The 24,981-nt window shown below is 66.2% G+C and carries 19 protein-coding genes; 6 read left to right on the top strand and 13 right to left on the bottom strand.

Annotation, left to right across the window (positions count from 1 at the left end):
- The 9 genes from H4281_RS36475 to H4281_RS36435 form a co-directional block, all read right to left on the bottom strand.
- Complete coding sequence (locus tag H4281_RS36475) at positions 1-708, bottom strand: 2OG-Fe(II) oxygenase family protein (protein ID WP_081685076.1); 708 nt, start codon at positions 706-708, stop codon at positions 1-3.
- Positions 672-1,004, bottom strand: coding sequence for an acyl carrier protein (locus H4281_RS36470; RefSeq protein WP_043837226.1), 333 nt, complete (start codon positions 1,002-1,004; stop codon positions 672-674). Before H4281_RS36470 ends, H4281_RS36475 begins: the two co-directional genes overlap by 37 nt.
- On the bottom strand, positions 1,004-2,281 hold the full coding sequence (locus H4281_RS36465; RefSeq protein WP_043837227.1) for an AMP-binding protein: 1,278 nt from the start codon (positions 2,279-2,281) through the stop codon (positions 1,004-1,006). Before H4281_RS36465 ends, H4281_RS36470 begins: the two co-directional genes overlap by 1 nt.
- A gap of 12 nt (positions 2,282-2,293) precedes the next feature.
- A complete protein-coding gene (locus H4281_RS36460) occupies positions 2,294-3,304 on the bottom strand; it encodes a biotin synthase BioB (RefSeq protein WP_051172880.1) in 1,011 nt (336 codons plus the stop codon).
- Entirely contained in the window at positions 3,298-4,524 is a 1,227-nt protein-coding gene (locus H4281_RS36455) for an alpha/beta hydrolase family protein (RefSeq protein WP_182895421.1), read from the bottom strand. Before H4281_RS36455 ends, H4281_RS36460 begins: the two co-directional genes overlap by 7 nt.
- A complete protein-coding gene (locus H4281_RS36450; protein WP_043837231.1) occupies positions 4,518-5,294 on the bottom strand; it encodes a hypothetical protein in 777 nt (258 codons plus the stop codon). Before H4281_RS36450 ends, H4281_RS36455 begins: the two co-directional genes overlap by 7 nt.
- Entirely contained in the window at positions 5,291-6,754 is a 1,464-nt protein-coding gene (locus H4281_RS36445; protein WP_043837233.1) for a B12-binding domain-containing radical SAM protein, read from the bottom strand. The genes H4281_RS36450 and H4281_RS36445 overlap by 4 nt, the downstream gene beginning before the upstream one ends.
- On the bottom strand, positions 6,751-7,482 hold the full coding sequence (locus H4281_RS36440; protein WP_182895420.1) for an aspartyl/asparaginyl beta-hydroxylase domain-containing protein: 732 nt from the start codon (positions 7,480-7,482) through the stop codon (positions 6,751-6,753). Before H4281_RS36440 ends, H4281_RS36445 begins: the two co-directional genes overlap by 4 nt.
- A gap of 77 nt (positions 7,483-7,559) precedes the next feature.
- Complete coding sequence (locus H4281_RS36435; RefSeq protein ID WP_043837235.1) at positions 7,560-7,892, bottom strand: hypothetical protein; 333 nt, start codon at positions 7,890-7,892, stop codon at positions 7,560-7,562.
- A 48-nt stretch (positions 7,893-7,940) separates the two neighbouring features.
- On the opposite strand from H4281_RS36435, the gene H4281_RS36430 reads away from it, so the two are divergent.
- A complete protein-coding gene (locus H4281_RS36430) occupies positions 7,941-9,413 on the top strand; it encodes an MFS transporter (protein WP_182895419.1) in 1,473 nt (490 codons plus the stop codon).
- 57 nt (positions 9,414-9,470) lie between these two features.
- Here H4281_RS36430 and H4281_RS36425 read toward each other — a convergent pair whose 3' ends face one another.
- Positions 9,471-10,460, bottom strand: a complete 990-nt coding sequence (locus H4281_RS36425; RefSeq protein WP_158691503.1) for a ParB/RepB/Spo0J family partition protein — start codon at positions 10,458-10,460, stop codon at positions 9,471-9,473.
- Positions 10,461-11,573: 1,113 nt separating this feature from the next.
- On the opposite strand from H4281_RS36425, the gene H4281_RS36420 reads away from it, so the two are divergent.
- Positions 11,574-11,966, top strand: coding sequence for a hypothetical protein (locus H4281_RS36420; protein WP_182895418.1), 393 nt, complete (start codon positions 11,574-11,576; stop codon positions 11,964-11,966).
- A gap of 663 nt (positions 11,967-12,629) precedes the next feature.
- Here the strand turns inward: H4281_RS36420 and shbA are convergent.
- The 3 genes from shbA to H4281_RS36405 all read right to left on the bottom strand — a co-directional run bounded on the left by shbA (position 12,630) and on the right by H4281_RS36405 (position 17,280).
- Entirely contained in the window at positions 12,630-13,205 is a 576-nt protein-coding gene (shbA, locus tag H4281_RS36415; protein ID WP_043830304.1) for an RNA polymerase sigma factor ShbA, read from the bottom strand.
- A 107-nt stretch (positions 13,206-13,312) separates the two neighbouring features.
- A complete protein-coding gene (locus H4281_RS36410) occupies positions 13,313-16,165 on the bottom strand; it encodes an AAA family ATPase (RefSeq protein ID WP_182895417.1) in 2,853 nt (950 codons plus the stop codon).
- A complete protein-coding gene (locus H4281_RS36405) occupies positions 16,162-17,280 on the bottom strand; it encodes a metallophosphoesterase family protein (protein ID WP_182895416.1) in 1,119 nt (372 codons plus the stop codon). The genes H4281_RS36410 and H4281_RS36405 overlap by 4 nt, the downstream gene beginning before the upstream one ends.
- 183 nt (positions 17,281-17,463) lie before the next feature.
- On the opposite strand from H4281_RS36405, the gene H4281_RS36400 reads away from it, so the two are divergent.
- The 4 genes from H4281_RS36400 to H4281_RS36385 all read left to right on the top strand — a co-directional run bounded on the left by H4281_RS36400 (position 17,464) and on the right by H4281_RS36385 (position 24,948).
- Positions 17,464-19,392: an N-6 DNA methylase gene (locus H4281_RS36400; RefSeq protein ID WP_220508386.1), complete on the top strand. Its 1,929-nt coding sequence runs from the start codon at positions 17,464-17,466 to the stop codon at positions 19,390-19,392.
- A 67-nt stretch (positions 19,393-19,459) separates the two neighbouring features.
- The gene (locus tag H4281_RS36395; RefSeq protein ID WP_182895414.1) at positions 19,460-21,442 is read left to right on the top strand and encodes a type I restriction-modification system subunit M; all 1,983 of its coding nucleotides are present in this window, start codon (positions 19,460-19,462) and stop codon (positions 21,440-21,442) included.
- Positions 21,439-22,692, top strand: a complete 1,254-nt coding sequence (locus H4281_RS36390) for a restriction endonuclease subunit S (RefSeq protein ID WP_182895413.1) — start codon at positions 21,439-21,441, stop codon at positions 22,690-22,692. Before H4281_RS36395 ends, H4281_RS36390 begins: the two co-directional genes overlap by 4 nt.
- Before the next feature lie 27 nt (positions 22,693-22,719).
- Positions 22,720-24,948, top strand: coding sequence for a DEAD/DEAH box helicase (locus H4281_RS36385; protein WP_182895412.1), 2,229 nt, complete (start codon positions 22,720-22,722; stop codon positions 24,946-24,948).
- The last annotated feature ends 33 nt before the right edge of the window (positions 24,949-24,981 follow it).

Raw genomic sequence — 24,981 nt, 5'->3', positions numbered from 1 at the left:
TCAGGATCCGGTGAGCGCGGCCAGGAGCTTGTCGCGGACCGCTCCGCGATCCGCACCGGGCACCGCGTCCTGCGAAACGAAACCTGTGAGCGTGCACCGAAGGTTGTCGCCCGCGGTGCGATCCACCCGCTGGATCTGGTGCACGGTCGCGGCTTGGACCAAGACCAGTCGATTGGGCCTGGGCAAGACGGCTGTCGGACTGAGGGGACAACGGTCGAGCACGGCCTCCATCCGCGCGGCGGGTTCGAGCTCGTCCACATCATTGACGATGTCCGACACCGCATCGAGCAACATCAGTTCTCCGCCCCACGATGGGCGCCAGTTCTCGTGCAAGAACAAGATGAACTCGCCGCGCCTGCCACCGCCTGCGTCGTTGTGCCAGCCGAGACGGCTGCCCGCCGGGTACTTCCAGAAGGTGAAGCCGATCCGGTTCCAGTCAGTCCCCCAACCTCCGTAAAGGGCCCGTTCGCGGCGAACAACAGCGGCGATCTCCTCGAAGGTTCTTGGCCGCCCGCCCCCTGTGGGCACACCGTCGGTGAAGTGCACGCCATGCGAGCGGAATGCCGGCCCGTCCGCATTCGGCGATATCACGCTGTCCACCGCACGGAACGACGTGCGCCGGACCATAGAGCGTGCAGCCGCCAGCGTGTTTGCGTCCAAGAAGTCGTCGATCACAACGAATCGCTTGCCGCGCTGTGCTTCCCACATTTCGTTTGTTCCTCCTGGGATGAGCCCGCCGTCGTCAGTGCTGTGGCCCAGCCGGCAATGCTGCGTCGTTCGTCGTCCAGCAGCGCGCCGTCGGGCAGTTCCACGCCCGTCTGGCGTTCGAGCCGGGTAGCCAGCGCGATCCAATCCAGTGACCCCAGCCCGAACCGCGCCAGGTCACAGGTGCACAACTCGGGGTCTGCGATCAGTTCACGTGCCGTTACGGCGCGAAGCCCTTGCGAAGCCAGCGCGTCGGCCACCAAGGCGGCCACCAGCACGAGGTCGGCGTCGGCGTACATCAGGCTCCTCCCTGTCGAGGCCGACCGACCAGCGCGATCAGCGCCGACCTGTCTGGTTTTCCCAGCGTCGTGCGCGGAATCCTGTTGCAACGGACGATCCGGGGCAGCGGTCCAGGACAGCCGTCGAGACTGTTCCGCAACTCGTCTTCAGCCGGCCCTCCTTCGACGAAAACATAGAAGTCCTCAATCTCGGGAGTGTCGGCGCGCGGCAGCACCAAGGGGTAGACGTCCGTTACCTCGGCGTTGCGCCGGAGCATCCGGTCCACCTGCTCCGTATCGAGGAAACGGCCGTTAAGGCGCAAGTTCGCCAGCCGCCGCGCGACGAATCGGACTTCGCCGCCGGCCCAGTCGACTAGGTCGCCAGTGCGCCACAACCGGGTAGAGCCGTGACCGCCTAGGTAGCCCTCCACGGGCGCGGGCAGTCGCAGTACTAGTTCTCCGCGCTCCCCGACCGCCGGCTCCACGATGTCCACTCCGGACATCGGACGGCCAAGGTGTCGAGCGCCGAGGAACGTGCCCCCAGTCTCTGTCGACCCGTAGCCGCGCGTCAAGAAAACATCGAACCGGTCGCGGAACGCCGTAGCGAGGTCATCGGTCACCGGCCCCGCGCCGACGACCGCCGCCCGGAGCGCCGCGGCCCCTTGCCGTCGGGTGGCCACCAACAGGCGCGCGACCGGCGCGGTCAAGGCGAGCATCGATACCAAGCCGGCGTCGGCCCTTCGGGCGAGCGATTCCGCCCGCACCAGTGGTGTTGCGTCGACCGACACCCCGCTCAGCAACGCACTCATCGCCACTCCCCAGCCCAGCGAATGCGCCAGCGGCAGCGGCACCGCGACCCGGTCGTCGGCCCTCCAGGCAAGGCCGTCGCAGTAGCCATCGGCTTCGCACCACACGCTGTCCGCGCCACGCCGGACGACCTTCGGCCGGTCAGTGCTGCCGGACGTGAGGTGCAGGACCGCAGTCGAGGACAAATCGGCGACCACGCTGGCGTCTCCGCGCGGCCGTACTGTCCCGTCACCCGACAACCGGGCGCAAGCCGCGAGCTGAACGGGCACGCCGGTTCCCACCGGGGCCGGCACCGCGTCGCATTCCCACACGGCGAGCGCAGCCAGGACCAGGGAAGCACCAGATAGCCCGTGCAGCACCACGACATCGGCGGGGCGAACGCCCGCATCGAGAAGCCGCACGCACAAGCCCGCATCCACCGTGACGGGGTTACCGTCGAGTTCCGCGCCCCCGGTGAGGACGCGGTCCAGCAGGTCACCTCGATCGACCACCACGCCCTCCAGTTACGACGAGGTCAGGGACGTGTCGCTGCCCATCGATTCGTCCTGGAAGACCGAGCCGCGGAAGTCCAGGCCGGAGCTCTGCACGACAGTCCGGGCGTATTGCATCCGCACCACGAACCGCTCCTTCCCGTAGATCAGATACCGCTCGCGGTCCGCGTCCCCCGTGAAGTTCACGGTCATCACGTTGCCGCCTGCCGCCAGTCCACGTGACTGCCCGCCCTTGCTGTTTTTCTCCAACGCACTCACGGCCGGGATCAGAAGATGCGGATAGCACACGCGCAAGCACGCCAGCACGTTCAGCGCGAGGTCGACAGCACCTGGCCGCGTCAGCCGCAACGGGGTGTCCGGGGCTGGCACGAACGGGCTCACGCTGCACATGTGCACACCCAGCGAACCGGTCAGTTCGATGTCGTCGACCATGCTTTCCATCGTCTGGCCAGGCAGGCTGGAAATCAGTCCGGTGCCGACTCGGTAGCCGAGGCTGAGCAAGTCCTTCATGCACCGCAGTCGATCGTCCAGGCTTTCGTGCCGCAACTGTTGGTGCAGCACGGGATCGCTGGTTTCGTGCTTGAGGATGTAGCTGGTCGCGCCGGCCGCACGCAGCCGCGCGTACTGTTCGTGCCGCATGTTGCCCAGGTTGAGCAGCACCTCGACGGGGCCGTCGTACAAGGCGCGGATACGAGGAATCGCCTCCTCGACAGCGTGCAGCTGCCTAGGGGTCTCGCCGCCTTGAAGCAGGACGATGTCGATGCCCGCGTCTCGGATCCTCCTGGCCCGTTCGACGATGTCGTCGGCCGACATGAAGTAGCGGTCGTTGGCCTGGGTGTTGTCCCGGCGCATCGGGCAGTAGTCGCAGTTGACCCGGCAGACGTTGGTCGTCTCGATCACTCCCCGCAGAAGGACAGTCGGGCCGAAGTGCCTGTCGCGCAACCGGCGTGCTTCCGCGAACAACTCCTCCTGCTCGAGTCCCCTGGCCAGCAGCGCGGACCGGATCTCGCTTCGGCTCAGCATGGTGATCCTCTCGTCGATCGGTCAGTCGGAGCAGGCGGTCGCGCGTCCGGCACGGCGAGCGTCACGATCTGGTCTGCGGTGTGCCGGGGATCGGCCGCCCCTCGGAACGTCTCGGCGACAGTGCCGACGTCGGAACGTCGCAACACCCGAGTAATGACACCGTTCACCGACACCGATACAGCGGTGCCGGTGTCACTGCCGAGCCGAACCTCGACCTCGCGTGCACCGGAGACCTCGACAACGAACTGGTTCGGCGCAGGCCGGGCGGCGTACGCCTCGGCGACCTGGTGCCGTTCGAGGCTCCGCAGTCGCAGCCAGTGGACGCCGCCCGGTTCGGCAGCGCAGAAGGTGAACGCCGCAGGCTCGGGGCTTCGTCGCCGCGGAGCCAGCCAGGCCGCCAGCCGTTCGAACAACGGGCTGCCAGCGTCCAGCCCGAGACTTTCCAGCGCATGCTCGCCGTCGGGCACCTCGACGTACTCCAGCGCGGGGTGGCCCCGTGCTCGGAGATCCGCGACGGCCCGGCGGGCCAGGGCGACCGGGATCTGTTCGTCCTGTGCGCCATGCACGACGAACAGCGGCAGGTCGCCGACATTGGGCAACAGGGCCTGCGTGCGCCTGTCTGGGCCGAAGGCCTCCCACAGGGACGGCGCTCCGTTAATCGGGACTACGGCGGCGAATTCGTCCGAAAAGCGCATCGCGAGGTTCCAGGTCGCGATGGCGCCCATCGACACCCCCATCAGCACGCATCGATCTGGGTCGACACCGAGTACCGCACGTGCCCAGCGGAGCGCGGCGTGCGGGAACTCCGCGCCGCACAGGTCCCAGCTCGGCCGGGCGAAGCGCTTGCCGAACACTCCGGCGAAGTTCAGCGAGTTCCTGGTTGTCGGCGGCAGTCCGGCGGTCGGGCAAAGGACAGCCATTCCCAGCCGATCGCCTAGCGCGGTGAATTTAGGCAGTACCAGCTCGCCGTGCCCGCCCGCACCGTGCAGCACGACAAGGGCGCCGAGCTCCCGGTGGCCGGCGGGCTCAGGTACGTGCACGGCGAGGTCAGTGCTCCGGCCCTGTTCGTCGTGCAGCGGCACGGTGTCCGTCCACGCGGTCCAGCCGGAGGGCTCTCGCACCGACAGCAAGCGAGTGAGCATGGTCGCGTCCAGTCCTGCAGCCGCCGGATTCGAGGACCGGTCGGCGCACATAGCTCGTGCCTGTGCCGGCGTCAACATTGGCACTCCCTGAAGTCGAGCCGGCCAAGGCGCACGGCGGTGCGGCTGAGCCGCCGAGCCTTGCGGCCCGCCAAGACGAGTGCGGCGAGCAGATCGCCGCCGGGTACAGGCACCTCCAGGCTGTCCGCGCCAAGCGACGACGCGAGCGGCCGGAAGCGCTCAGCCAGTTCGGGAAGGTCAGCCGCGGTCGGACACGGGCAGGCGCTCAGTACCAGCCTGCGGCCGTCGAGGCCCCAGCTGACCGTCACCTGGCCCGCGCCAGCCGGATTCGCCAGCAGATCGGGCGTGACCACCCCTACCGTTGCGAGCACCGACACGCCGCTGCTCGCCGCTCCTGCGCCGGTGAGCTGCTCGTCCTGCGACAGCAGGGGTATCTGAAATCGATGGACCAGCGGCCCGCTCTGGCGCAATCGCAGCAGGCGGGCCAATGCCGCCTCGGGTCTGTACGGTTCCACCCAGGCCGCGACGCCGGCGAATCCTTCGTCGCGCGCAGCGTCGCGCAGCGCGAAGGCCAGTCGCAGCAGCGCGTTCGATCCTCGCGCCGCCTCGTCCACGACAACACCTTTGAGCAGCAAATGCCGTCCCCAACGCATGCTCCGATGTACCGCGTGCAGCGTCCCGTCCGTGCCGTGCAGGCCCCACCAGCGGTAGTCGGCCGGCTCGCCAAGCTCTTCGGCCAGGCGCTTCCGAGTGAGACCGTCGAACGAGGCCAGCCGGGAAATGTCGTCCGTGTCGGAGGCGTCGAGCGCGCGCACCGTGCCCGTGCTCATGTGGCCCAGCGCTGTCGGGTCAACGGCAGGTAGGGTAACGACATGACCTGTCCGGCCGCGCCCGGCTGGGGACGCAGCGGGAACATCTTCCGACTCGCGACGCGGCCGGCCAAGATATTGAACATCATCTTCGTCGGCACGAAGCGCTGGTCCACCTCTTCGATCACCCAGGAGAACAACTCCGGGTCGAAGGGATAAAAAGTGGGACTGAGCAGGTCGCTATCGGCCAGGCCGAGCTGGCGGGCCATCGCTGTGCTGGGCAGCACTCGATAGCCTAAGTTCATTACCAACTCGTCGTCGGACAGCATCGCGTCGGCGCAGCGCGCTGTAGCGCGGACTGTCTCGCGAGTCTCGCCCGGACCGCCAAACACGACGTTGACTCGGAGGGGAAGGTCGCGCTGCCGGCAGCGCTCCACGAACCTGTCGACGTGGCGGGACCGGAAGCTCTTTCCCAGTGCCCGCATCACCCCGTCGTCGAGGCTGTCCGGGGACACCAAGACATAGTCGACCCCGCTCCCCACGAGCAACTCGGCAAGCTCGTCGTCGAACGGCTTTGGCGTGAAATAGGCGCACCACGTCAGTCCCGGCAGCGCCAGGCCAGCAATGGTTCGGACGACCTCCTTGGCGGGACGCAATTCGCTGTTGAAGATGCTGTCGGTGAAGAAGACCCGCCGGATGCCCGCAGCGTGGATGGCTCGCAGCTCCTCGGCAAGCAGTTCCCTCGGCTTGAGCTCGCCCTTGTTCTCCCCGCTGATGTGGGCGTACGGACAGTAACTGCAGCCCTGGTAGCACGTCTTGCGTTTGGCCTCGACACCGATCATCGCCGTGGGCGACCGGGCGTACGCGGCCAGCAAAGAAGGAGGATGACGCAGCGCCTCCGCGGTGAATCCGCCGTAGCGCCCGCCGCCGAGATTGCGCCCTGTACCACGGTAAGCCTCCGGGGAGGCGACGATGTCCAGCATCATGTTCTCCCCAGGGCCCACCACGCCGACGTCGAAGCCCAGGAGAGGTAACAATACGTCGGCGAACAGGCTGTAGCCGGGGCCACCGCCGACGAACAGCGGGCACCGGCTTCCGGCGGCGGCACGGACGCGGTTCACGAACTCGACGTAGTGCTCGACGTGGTTGTCGCACGCCAGATCCAGCGGATCGATGTTGCGGATGGTGAAGCCGATGACATCCCAGGGTTGGGCCGCCCAGGACAGGTCGTCGTGCGCTTGAGGGTCCTCGACGAGGTCGATCAGCTGAGTGTGGTGGCCCGCTCGGTCCAGGGCGTCCTGAACGCAGCGGAGGCCAATGGGGAAGATCGGCTCGTTGCCCGGCATCTCCAGGCTGGCCAGGTTGACCAACGCGACACGTGCCATCACGGCCCCCAAGTCCGGTGTTTCGCGGATGATGACGGGAGGCCGGTGCCGTCCCAGGATCGAGAGACGGCACCGACCGATGACGAGGTTGATCACCCGTCGGCGAAGCCGGCGATTTGTCGCGCCCAGACGTCTCGGGCCAGCAGTCTGCGCCACTCGCCCATCAGGTAGGTGAGAGCGCTGATCTCAACGTCGGTCAAGTCCGGGTGCCATATGTCGAACAGAAGGACCGCCCGGCCGGAATCGCCGCCGTTCCAGGCTTCGTGTTCAAACGAATCGTCGAAGACGAAAACTTTGCCCGGCTCCCATTCCCGGGATTCCTGGCCGACCCGCAGACCGCATCCGGGCGGCACTACGAGCCCGAGGTGACAACGCAGGTGCGCGTTGGTAAACCCGGTATGCGGCGCGATCCGCGTCCGCGAATCCATGATCGAGAAGTAGCACATTCCGCCTGCTGTCCCAGTCAGGTTGGGCACGGCGCGGAGCGCGCGAACCGTTCGCGGGCACTGTTTGACGTGCTTGGTGTACGCCTTCCCGAGACAGTAGAGGTACAAAGCCGACCAACGCCCGCGTTCGGTCAAGTCCGGCTGAGCCGCGCTTCCCGTACCGGCCAAGCCGCCGGCAGACTCGAACTCCTCGAGGACATCCTTCGTCGAGGACTCGAACCCGGTCAGCCAGGAGAAGCGTTCCCGCGGCCACCATGCTTCTGCCACGAGACCGGGAATGTAAGCCTCGGCGCGCTGCAAGTACGCCGCGCCCGGGTTCCCTCCTCGGGCACTGGCTTCCATGCCCTCGACGATCCTCGCCAGGGCTGCGGGCTCCACTCCGGCGCGATCCATCCACCGACGCAGGCGGGCCGGGCTCTCCTCGAGCCCTGGTTGCACCTGTTGTCCGATCCTGATCAGACCGTAGTGGTCTTTACGGTGTCCGGCTCCCCAGTATAGAGGGGGCCGCAGGAAGGCATCACCAACTTGTGCAGGAACTCCGAGTCCACGTGCGTGAAAAGCGCCTCGCAGGCTCGGTCGAAACGATCTGCGTCGGTGGCCATGAAAATCTCGACCGCATCCTTCTCCATCAGCAGTCCGGCGTTCTCCATAGCCTCACGCGGGTTGTTGGCCAGAGCTGCCGCGAATTCCTTGTCGTAAGTCAGCCTTCCCACAATCGCGTCCATTGTCTGCGCGACCTTGGCAGCCGATTCAAGCTGCGTCGACGTGTATTCATTGCGTTCCTTCACTTCTTTCTCCTTACCTCGGAGGAGTGGCAGCCTTGGCGAACGAACGCGATGACGTTCGCACGGCGGCGAACCAAGGTCAAGGACGTCGCGACACTCCCGACACCGCATCGCACATCACCTGGAATGCCAACAGGCATCAGCCGGTGCAGGACTGTTACATGGACAGCTGTCATCGGCGCGAGACACCTTGCCCGCCGATTTTTTTGTTTCCCCAGTGGCCTTGACGAATCAGCCGCCCAGGTGTCGTCCCTTTGCTACGGTTCGTCCATGAGGCCTATACGCGACGCCCTGTCGTTGAACGAACTCAAGGGGAGACGGGAACGGTTCTTTGCGATCTCGATGTCGGTTCTTTACCTCGGCACCGGCCTGTCCTACTCGTCGCTGGCGATTTACCTGATCCGCTACGCGGGCCTGGCACCGTCGGTCTACGGCGCGGGCATGAGTTTCGCCGCGGTCGCGGGGATCGCCGCGGGGCCACTGGCTGGCTGGCTGGCCGATCGCCGCGACGGGCATGTCGTCTACTCGGTGCTGGTATGGCTGATGGGCACCGCCACCCTGGCTTTCACCGTCGCCCCGGGATGGCTGGCGCTCATTCTGCTCAGCGTGCTGGTGGCCTGCGGACGAGGCAGCGCGGCGGTGATCGGCGCACTGATCGGACGGGCCGTCGACGCCGAACACCGGGTCCCCTACCGAGCTGTGCTGAAATCGCTGAGCAACATCGCGATGGTCGTCGGCCTCAGTCTCGGCGCGCTGGTACTAAGTTTCGGGTCGATCGTCGCATTCCGTATCAGCTTTATCGTCGAGGCAATGACCTTCGTGGTCGCGGGTCTGCTGGTACGAGCCGCCGGAAAGCACCTCGCACCGCTCAAGACGGATCCGACGCGAGAGGCGACGCCTCGTACAGGTCGGGCAAACGTGTTGCGGGACCACCGGTTCGTCTTGCTGACGATCGGCAACGGCGTGCTGACGCTGTCTGAATCGATGATCACCATCGCCTTGCCGCTATGGGTGCTCAGCCGGATGCACGTCCCGCTGTGGCTGGTGTCCGTTGCACTGGTCGTGCAGACGGGCGGCATCGTGGCCTTCCAGATCCCGGTCGGCCGCCGGGTGACCAACGTGCCCACGGCGGCCAGGGCAGCCCGGATCGGCGCACTCCTCCTCGCCGCGGCCGCAGCACTGTTCCCCGTCGGAGCACTCGCCGACCGCGGTGCGATTGCCGTCGCCGCGGTCATCGGGATCGCACTGGCCGCAGTGGGCGGCGAGGTGCTGTGCGGGACCGCGTCCTGGTGCTTCCTGTACGACCTGGCTCCTGAGTCGGCGCTGGGCCGGTATCAAGGCTTCTACAACATGGGATTCGATCTGAGCATGATCGTCGCACCGTCCTTGTTCGGCTGGTTCGCGGCCACCGGCACCCAGGCGGGCTGGTTCGGTCTGACCGCGGTATTCCTGGCGACCGGGCTGGTGTTGGCACCCCTCACCCGCCGGGGCACAGCTCCGGAAGCGACTCCTGTACCGGATTGATCGGGGCAGAGCGGCAACTGAGGAATGTCGTCTGTTGCCGCCGAGGCAGCGGCCTGCTCATTCCGTCGCAGCTTTACGCGAAGCACCTTCCTTCTCTCTCGCCTCCAGTTTCTCCGCTATGTTCCGAACAGTACGAGCGCAGTTCCGCACTGCCTCAGCCAGTGTTCCGATGCAGTGCGGCGGCAGTTCGTCGATCATCCGCTCGGCGTTCTCGTCCCACAGTGCCGCGGCGCCAAGCATCCGGAGAAACGCTCTGCCGCTCTCGCTGAACCGAAGCGAGGGATCGCGCCGCAGAACGCAGGTGAGTTCGCGAGCGTCGGCCGACCTGTGATCGTCGATCGGAACGGAGGACAGTGGCTGAGCTCTGGCTTCGTCACCGGTGGCCTGTTCGCTCAGCACTTTGCGCACGGTCCGCCGCGACAGGCCGGAGACGCGCATGAGGTCGTCCGCTGTCGCCCCCGGGTGACCCGCCATATACTCCGCGGCACGCCGACGGGACGTCCGGTGGTCGACTGGACGGACCCGGCCGTCCAGACCGATCCGTGTGCTGGGAGCGGCGTCATCGACCCCAGGTCGCGGCCGCAAAGCTCCGACGGTCTTCGGCGACAGACCCGTCACCTTCGCAATGGCGCGGTCGGACCAAGACGGGTAGCTGTCGACGATCCGTTCCGCGGCCGCCTTGCGATCGGCTGTGGTGAGCGGCAGCCCATGCGCGATATTCGCCTGGACCGACAGGACAAATGCCTCGTGATCGTCCCCGTCGAAGTACTCGGCGGCGATCGTGCGGCGGCCCGACAGCCGGGCTGCTCGGACCCGGTGCGCTCCGTCGATCACCCGCATCGTCGCACGGTGGACGACGATGGGCGGCAGTGCCGATATCGACTCGGCCAGGAGGTGCACGTGCCCCTCGTCCTCGCCGCAGAGCCGGGGCGACGCGTCGAGAACCAGGAGGTCGATTGGCACCTGGACGATCACGGAAGCACGAGAATGCCCCTCACTGTCTCTGGCGGCGGATGCGCCCGCAGGACGGGCCTCAGCTTCGCTCATCGCTCGGAGAGTCGTAGTCGCGCGGTCACCCGCCTGTTTGCCGATCGGCTCGAGCCCCCACTCCCGACATGGGAGCACTGGGCTGACGCCCATTTTCGCAACCCCCCATCACCGGCTCGTCTCGGCTCCCGTGCGACACCGGCAAGGGGCTCGCGGCACGGCCGGCGGTCGCGACCCCGCTCCGTTTCCGGCATCGACGGGACGTTGGCCCAGGCCAGCCCGTCCCGTTGAGACACAGAGCCAGCCGATTGCCGACGTCCTCTTGAAAACGCAGCGAAGACGCTTCGCCACGTAAAGATGTCCCCCTCCATTGCCCCCCTCGCAAAAAATAACGAACGCGTTCCCCTCAGCGTCGCTGTCACCCGATATGATTATTCGAGATATTCAACGACGAGATGATACCGACACCCTCCGAGTTGACCCACCCCTGAACGGGTGAACGCGACCCGCCGGACCGCGGAGAACCGTCAATATTCGCTCCAGATGGCCGAACCGGATCGACCCAATGCAACTACTTCCACGCTAGCGTCATCGCCTCTCGAGTTTGTCGTGTTTGCATTCGTTCGTCCAGGTTGAAGGCAAGGTTTGGCACCGTTGCCGGTTCGCGTTCAACTAGCTGAGCGCGAGAGCTCGGCTACTTACCAGTAAGTCAAGGTCATTCTCGACTACGCTCTTTGACCATTTCGCGATATACGAAGCCCAAGGCGGGCGTCAATGCCGCAGGGGTAGGCAACGGAACAGCGGAACGACGCCATCGACGGCTGCCTGCCGAGTGCGAGTTGACGGCCGGTCGCGGCCGGCAGTCACTGACGTCCAAGACGAGCTCACCACCGTCGAACACACGGAACGCGGCGACCTGTCCGGCAGGGCACGCCAAGCGTTCTGCCTCACCCGGGCAGACGCCTCCCCGCTCCAAGTGGCCGCTGCGGACGACCTGTTCCGAGACAGCCCGCCCGGCTCCCAAAAACTCTTCACCTCGATCGATCCGACCGCGGCAGCCGTAGCCATAGCCGCAGCGCACTGGCTTCAAGCCGCCGCAGATGTCGCAGCCGACTGCAACCCCGCCGACGCCGTGCAGCAGACGACATCGAGGCACTCGCGGTCGCGACGCCCGTGCACGTCCTGGAGCGGCTGGAGGCAGGAGAACCCCGCGGTCGCCGAGGGGGAGGCCGGATCGCCGATCCCGAGGCGCTCTCCGACCTCATCGAAGACGCCATTGCGTGGTTCGAGCCAAGCCATCCCGACGAAGAAGACACACTCGCCAGCAGCCAACCCCGCATCACGCTCCTCACCCCCCGCACGCCCGCCCACGACATACTCGAAGACCTCCTCGACGAAAACGGCTGCCACCTGCCGGACAGCTCGTACTCCGACAATGACAACGAATACGACGTGGACGGGGATCTCGACGAAGCCGAGATCGAGGGACTCAACGAAAGACTCGACGCCCAATTCGCGAACGCGGTCCGGACAGAAGCCGCAGCTAACCAGAACGGGCTGACCTGACCGGACACGACAGCTGAAACCGGCTCAGCTCAGATAGCCGATGCCGGAGCTGAACCAGGCCCGTCGCGCCACTCAGCGCGCACCACCTGCGTCAACATGGGGGAGCGTTAGCGTTACTCACTGGTTTCTGCACGTATACCTTTCCGTCTTGCTCGCCAGACCCGGACCGTCTGGCAGTACCTGCGCGTCCCGGCTTTATCAGGGCTGCTTGCCGCCCTTACCCGCATCTCCGGGTTTAGACTGCCCTCAGCTCCACGCCGTCTGTCACGACAGACGGCGTGGAGTCCTTTCACCTCCGCTCGGTCAAATAACGCCTCGTGGCGCACCCCCACGTGAGACCAGCCAATTGATCACCAACGTAAATAATCTCGTCGGGCTCGCCCGACGCTAAAACGATCACCCGCCCGAAAACGCTGGTTCAGATTTGGCGGTGCCCCGTTCGCCGGAGGTCGCAACGGCATCGACTGGAAGCTCCAGTGCGCGCAGCAGCCGCAGCTTCGACGGTACGTGCGTCCGGTTCTCGACGGCTCCGGCCGGCCAGCAGGTGTGTTCACGGGCTAGATGGGTTCGCTGGGCGGAACCAAACACTCGCTCACCTGGCCAACCATCATGCCTCGCTCACGAAGGATCTCGCTGGCGCCGGCGGGGACGGGGTGGTGCTGGTCATCGCTGCCGGGTCACCCGTCGGCGGAGGCTGTTGAGCGCACGGTGCTGGGCAACGCGCACTGCACCGGGCGTGGACGACAGAAGTTCGGCGGTCTCCTCCGAGGTCATTTCTCCCATGATGCGGTGGACCAGGACGTCCTGATGTTTCTCCGGCAACGTGCCGACGAGGTCTCGCACCATCTGCCGCATTTCTGCCTGCAACAGCGCCTGTTCGGGGCCGTTGCCGGAATCCGCTCGCTCGGGGACGTCGGCGACGGCCGTGGATGGCTCGCGGCGCTGTTTTCGGTGAAAGTCCGCGACCTTGTGGGCTGCGATGCCGAACATGAAGGAGAGAAAGCTCTTGCCTTCGTCCCGATAAGATGGGAGCGCGGTGAACACCGCGAGCAGCACATCTTGCGCGACGTCGTCGGCTGAGGCGTAGCCCTGGCGAGAGGGGCCGATTCGGGCTCGGCAGTACCGGATCACCTTCGGCTGGATGGTGGCCAGCACCGCGCTGATCGCTGCTGGGTCTCCTTCCCCCGCAGCCTTGGCGGCATTTTCGAGTTCGAGGTCGGGCTCTGCGCGCGGTGTCATGGATGCGCCTCATCTGAGAAGGACCTGGCACGGAGGGCCGGAATCGGGCGGTGTCATTCAGTACCAGCGAAGGGACGACGCCGGGAAGAAGGCGCGTTCCGTGCAACTCATCGATTGATGCTGTACACCGCACCGCGACGGTCGCCGGTTTTCTGGACCTGTTCCTGCTCGAGCAGTGAGCGGATTGCCGGTCCCCACTGGGTGTCGTCGATTCCGCTGCGGCGGATGATCTCGGCTTTGCCGATTTGTCGGCCTTCTCGTTCGAGGCAGGTGAGGATGGCGTCCGCTGGGGTCAGGCTTGCTTCGTGCTCCGGGATGTCCTTGATGAGCCGAGGTTCGTCGGCTTGGACCGGGATGACGGTGGCGGCGCCGACGCGGCGGTAGCGGTCCGGGGTGCACGTCAGCACGATGATCTGCGACTTGCTGTTCGCCGCGGCGAACACGGCGCCCATGCGGGCGAGTCGGTCCGGGTCGCTGTGGCCCAACGCGTCGTCGATGATCACCGGGGCTCCGTCGACCGGGTCGATCAGTGCGGCGCAGGCGAGGCGGGAGACGATGCACAGCTGTTCGCGCGCGCCTGTCGAGAGATCGTCGTAGCCGACGGTGACGCCGTTGAGTGTGCGGTTGGCGATGCGGAGGTCGCTGTCGATGTCCAGCTTCAGTGACTGCCCGAAGACGATTCGGCCGAGCCGCTCGATCTGGTCGCGGAAGGGTTTGACGTAGGCCTGTTTGGCCGTTTCCCGGGCGTCCCGCAGTTTTTCGTACAGAAGCCGGGCGGCATTGGCTCGCAGGTACAGGTTGTCGTACTGCCGGTCGGCCTCTTCCTGCGCCGTTCGAGCCTGATCGAGCCGATCTTGACGGCCTTCCGAGCCGGCGAGGTCGAGGCGGCCGGTCAGTTTGTCCAGCTCGGAAGTACGAGCGTCGTGATCGTTCTGGAGGCGGCTGCCCCACTCATGTGCAGCGGCTACCCGCGCTTCGACGGTGTCCGGGTCCTGGGCGGCGAGGTTTGCCTCGGCGCCCTCCAGGGCGAGCCGGGCGTCGGACCTGGCAGCCTGGGCGTCGGCCAGTTTCGCGGTCAGCGACTCGTCGGTGTCCTCGATACGCGCGCTCGCCAGTTCCTCCCGCATGATCTGGAGCTGTTCTTGCATGGAGGACCATCGCGTGCTCAGTGCGATCGCGGTCTTGGCCGCCTCGGTTTCCGCGGCTTGACGTTCCTGATGGAGGTCAGCGGCGTCGGACAGCTTGCGACGCGCCGATTCGGCCTGCGCGCGGGTGTCGAGTTCGACGGCCGTGGCCGATTCGAGGTCGGCCGGGAGATCGCCGACGTCAGCGCGGGCGCCGACGCGGGCGGAGAGCCGAACGCGGTCGCTGCGAAGGTCGTCGAGGGTCCGGCCCTCGAGCGCGAGTTCCAACGCGTGTTCGGCCTCGCGTCGGCTGCCTTCTGTCGCGCGGCGTGCGGCGATCACGTCCCGGGCTTCGGCGATGTCCGAGACGGCTAGGTCGGTACATCGGCGCTGATACTCGGCGTCGGCGTTCTCGGCTGCCTGCTTGAGATCCTGGCCGCCGCCGGGCTCGATCCGGACAGCGGCGAGATCGGGAAAGACGAGTTCCAGGACGTCGGTCACCGATTGACGCATGCTGGCACCGGCAGCCAGGGCGGTTCGTTCCCCGTTGACGATGAGGTCGAGCGTGGTGAACGCGTCGAGCGCGACGGTCGGTGCGCCGGCTTCGAGCACCGCCTGGGCTTCTCGCCGCTTGGCGTACGCGGATTCGAGCTCCGCGAAACCTGCTTCGTCGAGTGCGCAGACCGCGAGGAATGCATCCGCGCTGTCGCGCTGCCGGATGGCCTCCACCGCGCGCGATTCGCGTCGCTCGAGGTTGTCGAGCTCGGCCTGGTCGCGGAGGTAATGAACGTCGTCAGCCGCGCGGCGTTCCGCGAGCGTTGCTTCGTCGAAAGCCAGCCGTGTCGCGTTCAACGCCGCCGCGGCCTCACGCGTGAGGCCTTGCGCGAGGTCTGCGGTGGCTTGCACCTGGAAAACCTCGTTGCCGGTCGCCTCCACCGCGTGCTCCTGCGCCGCCACCGCCGACACGAGCTCGCGCCGTTGTGCGACTGCGGCGGCGACCGTCTCGGCCTCCGCGGACGCGGCCTTGAATCGGTCGGCCAGGCTTGCCACGAGAGCGCGCTGCTCGTCGAGGTCACGCCGTCGACGTTCCCACTCCCCCAGTTCCGATTCCTGCTCGACCTTGCCGGCGGCCAGGTCCTGGAGCTCCCGGGCTACTACGGCGTGTCGCTCGACGTCGCGCTCCACTTCCCGCAGCGACGCCTCGGCGAACGCCACCGCGCCCTCGGCTTCGGCGCGGCGCTCCGCCGCGGCCTTCAGCTCGGCTTTCGGCTTGCCGCCCGGCGTCCAGTACTTCTCGAGCTCGCGTTCGACGCGCTCGAAAAGCGTTGACTCTCCGCCGGTTTCCCGCGCACCGCCCCCGGCTGCGTCCAGTGCGCGTGCCAGGGAATCGTTACCGCCCAACGCGCTTTGGCTGATCGGCTGGTTTTGTTCGACGCGCAGCGCCGCCCAGAGTCCGTCGTCGAGCGTCTCCTCAAGGATCTGCTTCACCCTGTCGTGCGCTTCCCGGCCGGTCAGATCGGCCGGCGCGGGTTCGTTGACGCGCAGCGTGGTTTCGGGCCGCTTGAGCCACCGTTTGCGGTAGACGAACCGGTATTGGCCGGCCGTGATTTCGGCTTCGACCTCCGGCCCGATGTCCACGCCCTTCGATTGGACGGCGAGGACGTGGCTGGTTTTCGCGGAGTCCGGGCTTTTCAGCAGCAGGTCGATTGCTTCGACCATGCTCGTCTTGCCGACTTCGTTGCTGCCTTCGACGACGGTGACGCCGGAGTCGGCGAAGTCGACTCGCCGGTCGGTCACGCCGCGGAAGTTCCGCAAGTGGACATAGTGGATCTTCATGCTTCGCTCCTGACGAGTCGGTAGAGCAAACTGAGCGCGTCCTGGACAGCGGGATTGCCGGCGGCTGCGCCGACCAGCTCCCGGGCCGCGGTCGCCACGAAGCCGGACAACCCGAGATCGGCGAAGTCGTGATCATCGGGCAGTACGGCGAGATCGGTCCGCCGCAGGTGCGGGTACAGCGACGCGAAGACATCGGAATGCGCGGCGAGTATGTCGTCGAGCCGTGCCTTGTCGGTGATGCTGATGCTGCCGACCAGGCGGTGCTTCACGACGGTCCGGTCCTTGTTCGGCAGGCCGAGCAGCCAGCGATCGAGGTCTGTCACGTCGGCGGAGTTGTTGAGGTGGCGTTCCGGGGCGAGGAACGACCAGGTGCCGACCCGGTGGGTCGTCACCCTGGCCTCGAGGTCGCGGTCGAGGTCGACCACGAGGACGTTTCCCGGGTCGGTCTCGGTGAAGTCGGTGACCTCGGGGGCACCGGAGTACCAGATCGCGCGGCCGGCGACCTGGGTCGTGGAGTGCCGGTCGCCCAGCGCGACATAGTGGATCCGTCCGTCCGACAGCGCCTCGGTCAGGGTGGAGGTGCGGATCGTCGCGGGATTGCCCGGGTCCGGACTGAGGGTGTCGACGGCACCGTGCCCGACGAGAATTCGCTGCACCGCGGGTTTCGGGGTCAGTGCGCGGCACTGGTCTCCGGGCAGGTCGGCGAGTGGATGCTTGACGTTCAGCGGCGCGGCGACCAGTTCGACGCCCGGCGCGATCTCGTGCACGCCGGGCTCGGCCAGGACGTGCACGTGGTCCGGGCAACCGCGCTTGAACGCTGCCGAGCGGTATGCGGAACCGGCGTCAATCGTGTCGTGATTGCCCGGCAGCAAGTACACGGGGACCGGGATCGACGCCATCGCTTCGAGCGCCCGGCCGACGACCTGGGGGCTCAACTGGTTCGCGTCGAACACGTCGCCGCAGACGACGACGAACTCGCACTGCTGCTCCGTCGCGAGGTCTCCGATCGCCCGCACGGCCGCCAGCCGGGCGTCGGAGAAGCGGGCTTGGGCCTCCGCCGACAGGAAATGCCGGGTCATCCCCAGCTGCCAGTCGGCCGTGTGCAGGAAACGCATGGCGTCCTCCTCTGTTCGCTGCGGCGGTCGACCCTGCGCCCGGCGCGGATTCGGAACGGTCATCGGCCCTTCTCGGCACCGTGACTCGATGACGAACCCAATAAGAGCATTGCCTGTGAACTATGTCAACAAGTTATTTCGATGTGTGGTAGGTTCACTGGCAACTCGATTGAGGAGAGGCACGTGGTGGACGAGTCCGAGGTGACAGCGTCGGAGATCGCTCGGCTCGCGGGCGTCGGCCGGGCGGCGGTGAGCAACTGGCGGAAGCGGTTCACGGACTTCCCCCAGCCGGTCGGCGGGACCGACACGAGTCCCCGGTTCCGCTCGGCGGAGATCCTCAGCTGGCTCGAGGACCAGGGAAAACTCGGCACGGAGTCGGCACGGGAGCTCGTCTGGCAACGACTCGCCACGTCCGGCTCCGACCCGGTTGTCGATCGGGTCGCCGCTGCTGGGGAGTACCTGGCCGGCCGGCATCCGACGACGACGCTGGACAAACGCACCCGAGACTCCCTCGACGCGCTCGCCGCGGACGGCGGAGCCGAGCCTGCGTTCGACGAATTGTGCGGACGGTTCGTCGCGTCCAACTGGCGGACGATGGCGGTCACCCCGCCGGACCTGGCCCGGCTCATGACCGACCTCGTCGCGCCGCTCGCCGGCTCGGTCTTCGATCCCGCGTGCGGCCTGGGCACCCTGCTGCGGACGGCGGCACGGACGAAGGCCGGGATCCACGCAGCCGGACAAGAAGTGGACCCGTCGCTCGCGCGGCTGGCCGTCGCGGGGCTTGCCTTTGGCGGCGCGGAGTCCGCGATCGAAACCGGTGACTCACTGCGCGCCGACGCTTTCCCGGACTTGCGGGCCGACGCAGTGGTCTGCAATCCGCCGTTCAACGACCGGAACTGGGGTGCCGAGGAACTCGCCTACGACCAGCGCTGGGCCTTCGGGCTCCCGCCGAAGGGCGAATCCGAACTGGCCTGGGTGCAGCACTGCCTGGCCCATCTCCGCCCGGGCGGGCGGGCCGTGGTGTTGATGCCGCCCGCGGCCGCGTCCCGACGCTCGGGCCGACCCATCCGCGCCGAGCTGCTCCGCCGCGGCGCGGTTCGCGCGATCGTCCAACTCCCGGCGGGCGCCGCACCACCACTGGGACTCTCGCTGCAGCTGTGGGTCTTGGAGCAACCTGCCGAGCAGGCGCCCGACACCCGAGTCCTGTTCGTCGACGGCACCGCCGGGCTGCCCCAGCGCATCGACGACATCGGCTGGCGGGCACTGCGCGAGCGCGTCGATCCGGTCTGGGAGAGCTTCCTCGCCGACCCTGCCGCGGTCGCCGAGGAACCCGGCAGGCACACCGTGCGGCCGGTGATCGACCTCCTCGACGACGAGGTGGACCTGACCCCTGCGCGATACCTGCGTCCGGCTACCGAACTGGATATCGCGGCCTTGCGCACGACCCAACGCTCGTTCGCGAAGCTGCTCGACGACCTCGCCGAGCTTCTGCCGGACGTGCAGCCCACGCACATGGACACCGGCCCCAAGGCCACCGTCTCGATCGCCGAGCTGCAACGCTCTGGCGCGGTCAGCGTGCGGCAGCAGGCGGGCCGGCTGGAGGTTCAGACCGGAGGGGACGGCCTGCCTGTTTACACCGCGCGGGACGTCATTTCGGGTGAGCCTCCCTCCGGTCGAATCCCCGCCGGAACGGAGCACACCGCCGTTCTCCCGGGCGACGTGCTCGTGCCGACGGTGTTGACGAGAGCGGTCGCCCTCGTCGTCACCGAGCCCGGCGCAGCCCTCGGGCCGCACGTGCAGCTGCTGCGGCCGGATCCCGACCAGATCGACTCGTGGTTTCTCGCCGGCTTCCTCCGCAGCCGGGATTCGCTGCGGTTCGCGTCGACGATGTCCGGTACCCATCGCGTCGATGTCCGTCGGGTCGAAGTGCCGCGCGTACCCATCGCTGAGCAGCGCAAGTACGCTGCCGCCTTCGAACTTCTTGCTCGCTTCGACGCCACGCTGAGCCGGGCCTCGAACCTGGGCCACGACCTGACCCGGTCCTTGAACGACGGCCTCGCCGCGGGCGCACTCGCCCCGACCGGGCGCCCGAGCCAGAAGCCTGCAACATGATGACGATGCGCAACGACAGGTATACAGAGAATCCGATGACGACGAGCACCACCCCGAGGGGACGGAAGTGAGCAGCAAACACACCGAGCTGGCCGGTTTCATCTGGTCGGTGGCCGACTTGTTGCGCGGCGACTACAAGCAGTCCGAGTACGGCAAGGTGATCCTGCCGTTCACCGTCCTGCGCCGGCTGGACTGCGTTCTCGCTCCGACCCGCGACGCCGTCCTCGCCGAGAAGGAAAAGCGGGAGAAGCAGGGCATCACGAACATGGAGGGCATGCTCAAGCGGGCCGCCGGCGGGCTGAGCTTCGTCAACACCAGCCGACTCGACTTCGCCGCCTCCGTGCGCGACCAGGACAACGTCGCCAAGAACCTCCGCTCCTACATCCGCGGATTCACCGCGAACGCGCAGGAGATCTTCGAGTCCTACGACTTCGACACCCAGCTCACCCGCCTCGACAACACCGGCCTCGCCTACCAGGTCGCCAGCAAGTTCGCCGAGATCGACCTCAGCCCGGCCGCGGTCAACAACCACCAGATGGGCTATCTATTCGAGGAACTCATCCGACGGTTCTCGGAAATCTCCAACGAGACGGCCGGTGAACACTTCACCCCGCGCGAAGTCATCAAGCTCATGGTGAACCTCCTGCTCGCCCCGGACACCGCCGACCTCGTCACGCCGGGCGTCGTCAAGACCGTGCTCGACCCGGCCTGCGGAACCGGCGGCATGCTCACCGCGGCCGAGGAGTTCATCCTCGACCACAACCCGGACGCTACGGTGAAAGTTTACGGCCAGGAGCTCAACCCCGAGTCCTACGCCATCTGCCGGTCGGACATGATGATCAAGGGCGAGGACGCCGACAACATCCGCTTCGGCAACTCCTTCAGCCACGACAAGCACTACGGCCAGCGGTTCAACTACCTGCTCGCGAACCCGCCGTTCGGGGTGGAGTGGAAGAAGGTCAAGGACGACGTCGAGCGCGAAGCAGAGATCGGCTTCGCCGGACGGTTCGGCGCTGGCCTGCCACGCATCAACGACGGATCGTTGTTGTTCCTGCAGCACATGATCCACCACATGAAGCGCCCAGACGAGGGCGGCAGCCGCATCGCCATCGTCTTCAACGGCAGCCCGCTGTTCACCGGGGCCGCCGGCTCGGGCGAGTCGGAGATCCGGCGGTGGATCCTCGAGAACGACCTCCTCGAGGCGATCGTCGCGCTGCCGGACCAGCTCTTCTACAACACCGGAATCTCGACGTACTTCTGGATCTTGAGCAACCGCAAGGACGCGGCGCACAAGGGCAAGGTAATTCTGCTCGACGCTCGCGAGTACTGGTCCAAGATGCGGAAGTCGTTGGGGGACAAACGGAAGTTCGTTCCGGACGACAAGATCGCCGAGCTGACGTCGCTGTACGGTGAGGCTTTGTCCGCGGCCGAGGATGCTTCGCATCCGTTGCACGGGAAGGTGAAAGTCTTCCCGACCACGGACTTCGGTTACCAGCGCATCACCGTGGAACGGCCGTTGAAGCTGCGCTTCGAGGTGACAGAGGATGCCTTGGCGGAGCTCGAGGCTTCGAAGCCGCTCGCGAAGTACGAGGGCCGTGCCGGGTTGATATCCGATCTGCGCACACTGGTCGACCAACCCGTCATCTGGCGGAAGCAGGACTTCACGAAGCTGTTGTCGGAGGCGCTTTCCGGTGGTCTTTCGGCGTTGCCGGCTCCCGTGAAGAAGGCGGTGTGGGCAGCGGTCTCGGTCTCCGACCCCGAGGGCGAAGTGCAGCTCGACAAACACGGCTCGCCGCTGCCCGACCCGGACCTACGCGACAACGAGAACGTGCCTCTGCTGGACGACATCCACTCGTACCTTGAGCGGGAAGTCCTTCCGCACGTGCCGGACGCCTGGATTGACGAAAGCAAGGCGAAGATCGGGTACGAGATCCCCTTCACGCGGCATTTCTACGTGTACACGCCGCCCCGGCCGCTCGCCGAGATCGACGCTGAGCTGAAGCAGCTGGAGTCCGAAATCCAGCGCCTACTGGCCGAGGTGACTCAGTGAGCGCAGAAGCAATCCCAATTCGCCGTATTTTCCGGGTCGTCAACGGTGGAACTCCTACAGCCGCTGAGGACAACTGGGGCGGCGATGTGCCGTGGGCAACGCCGGTTGACCTGAACTCAGCCGATGGCGTCCTCAATTCTACGCAGAGAACCCTGACGAGACAGGGCGCACTGAGCGGATCTTCTATTGTCGGCAGCGACTCAATCCTGATCTCCACTCGAGCTCCGATTGGTTACGTTGCTCGTGTTACAGCACCAATGGCTTTCAATCAGGGCTGCCGGGCACTGGTTCCGCTTCGACGTGTTGACGCGCGATTTTTCGTCTACCAACTGTCCGCCATGACGCAACAGCTTCAAAGCCGTGGGATGGGGTCAACCTTTCAAGAGTTGTCTGGCGGTGCCCTCGCCGAGGTCCCGGTCAACGTCCCGCCGTTGGAGGAGCAGCGGCGAATCGCCGACTTCCTCGACGCCGAAACCTCCCGCGTGGACGCAATGCTTCACACGCGACAGTTGCAGCGGAGGGCTTTCGAAGAGCGCGAGTTGTCGTATATCTCGGCCACCCTTGCTGGCTTTGACCAGACTGGACCGAGGCACCTGTCCCCGTGGCCATGGCTGGGGAAAATTCCGCAAAGCTGGAAAATCGGTCCAGTTTATGCATATTACAACGTACAGCTTGGCAAGATGCTTAATCCGGAGCGTACCATTGGTCAAAACCTCCGTCCGTACATGCGAAATGCGAATATACATTGGTATGACGTTGATCATTCAGACGTTGCTGCAATGAACTTCGACCCCAACGAGAGACGTCGTTACGAGCTGCGTTCGGGTGACTTGCTAGTCTGCGAGGGCGGTGCCGGAGTGGCTGAGTCGGCGGTGTGGTCGGGTGATTTTGGTGAATGTTATTACCAGAAGTCCTTGCATCGAGTCCGGCCGCGCACTGATCTCCCGGTCGAATGGCTCATGTACTGGCTGCGCCTGGCGAAGCACGTTGGCATGTTGGATGCGGAGGGAAACCTTTCGACGATTCCCCATCTTACTGGCGAGCAAATTCGCCGTATGAGGATTCCCGTGCCTGACGATGCGAGCGAAAGAGTACGTAGCCTTGGCGAAATGATTAGTGCGAACGCATCAGTGCGCTCAGCATTGGATGCAGCCGACCGCTTGTCTCAGGAGCGGCGTCAGGCGTTGATCACTGCTGCGGTCACGGGGCAGCTGGACGTGACGACGGCGCGGTCCGGGGTCGGGGCGTAACACCATGAGCGCGGAGAGGGAGTCGCGATGACTGGCGGCTATCCGTCACCAGCGCAACCCAGCGTGCCGTCGGGCCGGGTCAAGCCGGCGGACCAGGCTCGGCAGCTCATCTCGGCGTTGACCGACCTGGTCCGTCGCGGCACCCAACTCCTGCAGCTCCCCGAGGCCCTGCGGCAGAGCGCACGACAGCAGACAGCGATGCTCGCCGACGAGCAGCTGTTCGCCCTCCTGCAGCAGCGCCCAGTCGCCGACCTCAAAGACCTGATGAGCAAAGGAACCCGGCTGGGGAGCCTGGAGGCCGGCGGTTACCGGACCGTCGCGGACGTCCTCCGGACTCACCCCGGGCACTTGGAACAGGTTCCCGGCGTCGGTAGCCACACTGTGCAGGAAGTCGTTGCTGCGGCGAGAAAACTCGCCGACCAACTCCGCAAGGAATCCCGCGTCCGGCTGGATCCCGCCGCGAAACCCGTGGGCCACACCCAGCTGCTCGCCACCTTGACTGCCGCACGGCACGCGGACAGCGCAGCGTCGGCGTTACGCGGGCCGATCGCACAGCTTGGGCAACAAACCCAGCCACTGATCCCACAAGCGGAACGTGTCACCAGCTCGTGGCGGATGACGTTCGCGGGGCGCAAGAAGAAGGAAGAGGCGCGAGCAGCAGTCGCGCAGCTGCAGGCGATCCTAGCTGATCCGGCCGTTGTCGCGCTGCAGTACACCGTCAACAGCGCCGAACAGGCCACGGATCCGCGCAACTACCGTCCCGAACAGCTGTGGCAGGACTACGAACTCGACGCCGCCGCGTTTAACGCGCTGCTGTCGACGGTCGGCGGTGCCGGGCAGGTCGACGACCGCGAGGCTGCGGAAGGTTTCATCGGGCCGGAGCTCCGGCAGAAGATCTCCGCCGAGCCGCTCGACACCAGCCTGCTCAACACGACTCTGCGGGAATACCAGGCGTTCGGCGCGAAGTACGCCATCCACCAGCAGCGTTCGATCTTGGGCGACGAAATGGGCCTGGGCAAGACCGTCGAAGCCCTCGCGGTGTTCGCGCACATGGCCGCCAAAGGACAGCACCGTTTCATGGTGATCTGCCCCGCGAGCGTGCAGATCAACTGGATGAAGGAGATCGAGCGGCACACCGATTTGGCTGCGCATCTCCTGCACGGTCGCGATCGGGACATTAACGGCAGCACGTGGCTGAGCCAGGGCGGGGTGGCGGTCACGACGTTCGGCACGGTCAGTTCGCTGGACTTCCTCGCAGACGCCGACATCGCGATGCTCGTCGTCGACGAAGCCCACTACGTCAAGAACCCTGATGCGAAGCGTTCGCAGGCGGTCGCGGCGGTGCTGACGGGCGCTCAGCGTGCGTTGTTCCTCACCGGAACGCCGATGGAGAACCGGGTCGATGAGTTTCGCAACCTCGTCGGCTACCTCCAGCCGCGCGTCGCGCACGCGGTGACGACCGCGGACGCGATCGTCGGTGCCAAGGCGTTCCGACGTACCGTCGCGCCGGTTTACTTGCGCCGCAATCAGGAAGACGTGCTGACCGAGCTGCCGGACAAGATCGAGGTCGAGGACTGGGTTCAACCGACACGGCAGGACGAGGCTGCCTACCGCGATGCGGTCCAGGGCCGGAACCTCATGCGGATGCGTCGTGCGGCTTTCGAGTCCGCGGATTCGGCGAAACTGGAACGCATCTGCGAGATCATCGAGGAAGCGGTGGCGGACGGACGCAAGGCGATCGTCTTCTCGTTCTTCCTCGACGTGCTGGGCACGATCCACCGAGCGCTGGGCGAATTGGCGATGGGACCGTTGACCGGCTCGGTCTCGGCTCCGATGCGACAGCAGCTGGTCGAGGACTTCACCAGGCGACAGGGCGGTGCCGTGCTGATGGCGCAGATCGACGCCGGCGGCGTCGGGCTGAATGTCCAGGCCGCCTCGGTCGTGGTGATCGCCGAGCCGCAGTGGAAACCCAGCAGCGAGGAGCAGGCGATCGCCCGCGCCTACCGGATGGGACAGATCCACACCGTGCAGGTCCACCGGGTACTGGCCAAAGACAGTGTGGACGAACGGATCCGAGAGATCCAAGAGAACAAGCGGTTGCTGTTCGACGAGTTCGCACGCAAGAGCGATGCGAAGGAATCCGACGCGCGGTCGACCGACGCCGGAATGCACCGGCCGGCGGTGCTCGACGACGAGTCCGTGCCGAAGGAGCGTCGCGTGATCCTGGCCGAACAACACCGGTTGGGGCTGCAGTGACGACGCGGATCCCGGGCCAACGGGAGGGGAGAA

This window comes from Amycolatopsis dendrobii (assembly GCF_014145675.1).
Lineage (GTDB): Bacteria > Actinomycetota > Actinomycetes > Mycobacteriales > Pseudonocardiaceae > Amycolatopsis > Amycolatopsis dendrobii.
This window is presented reverse-complemented; position numbering and strand designations above follow the sequence as displayed.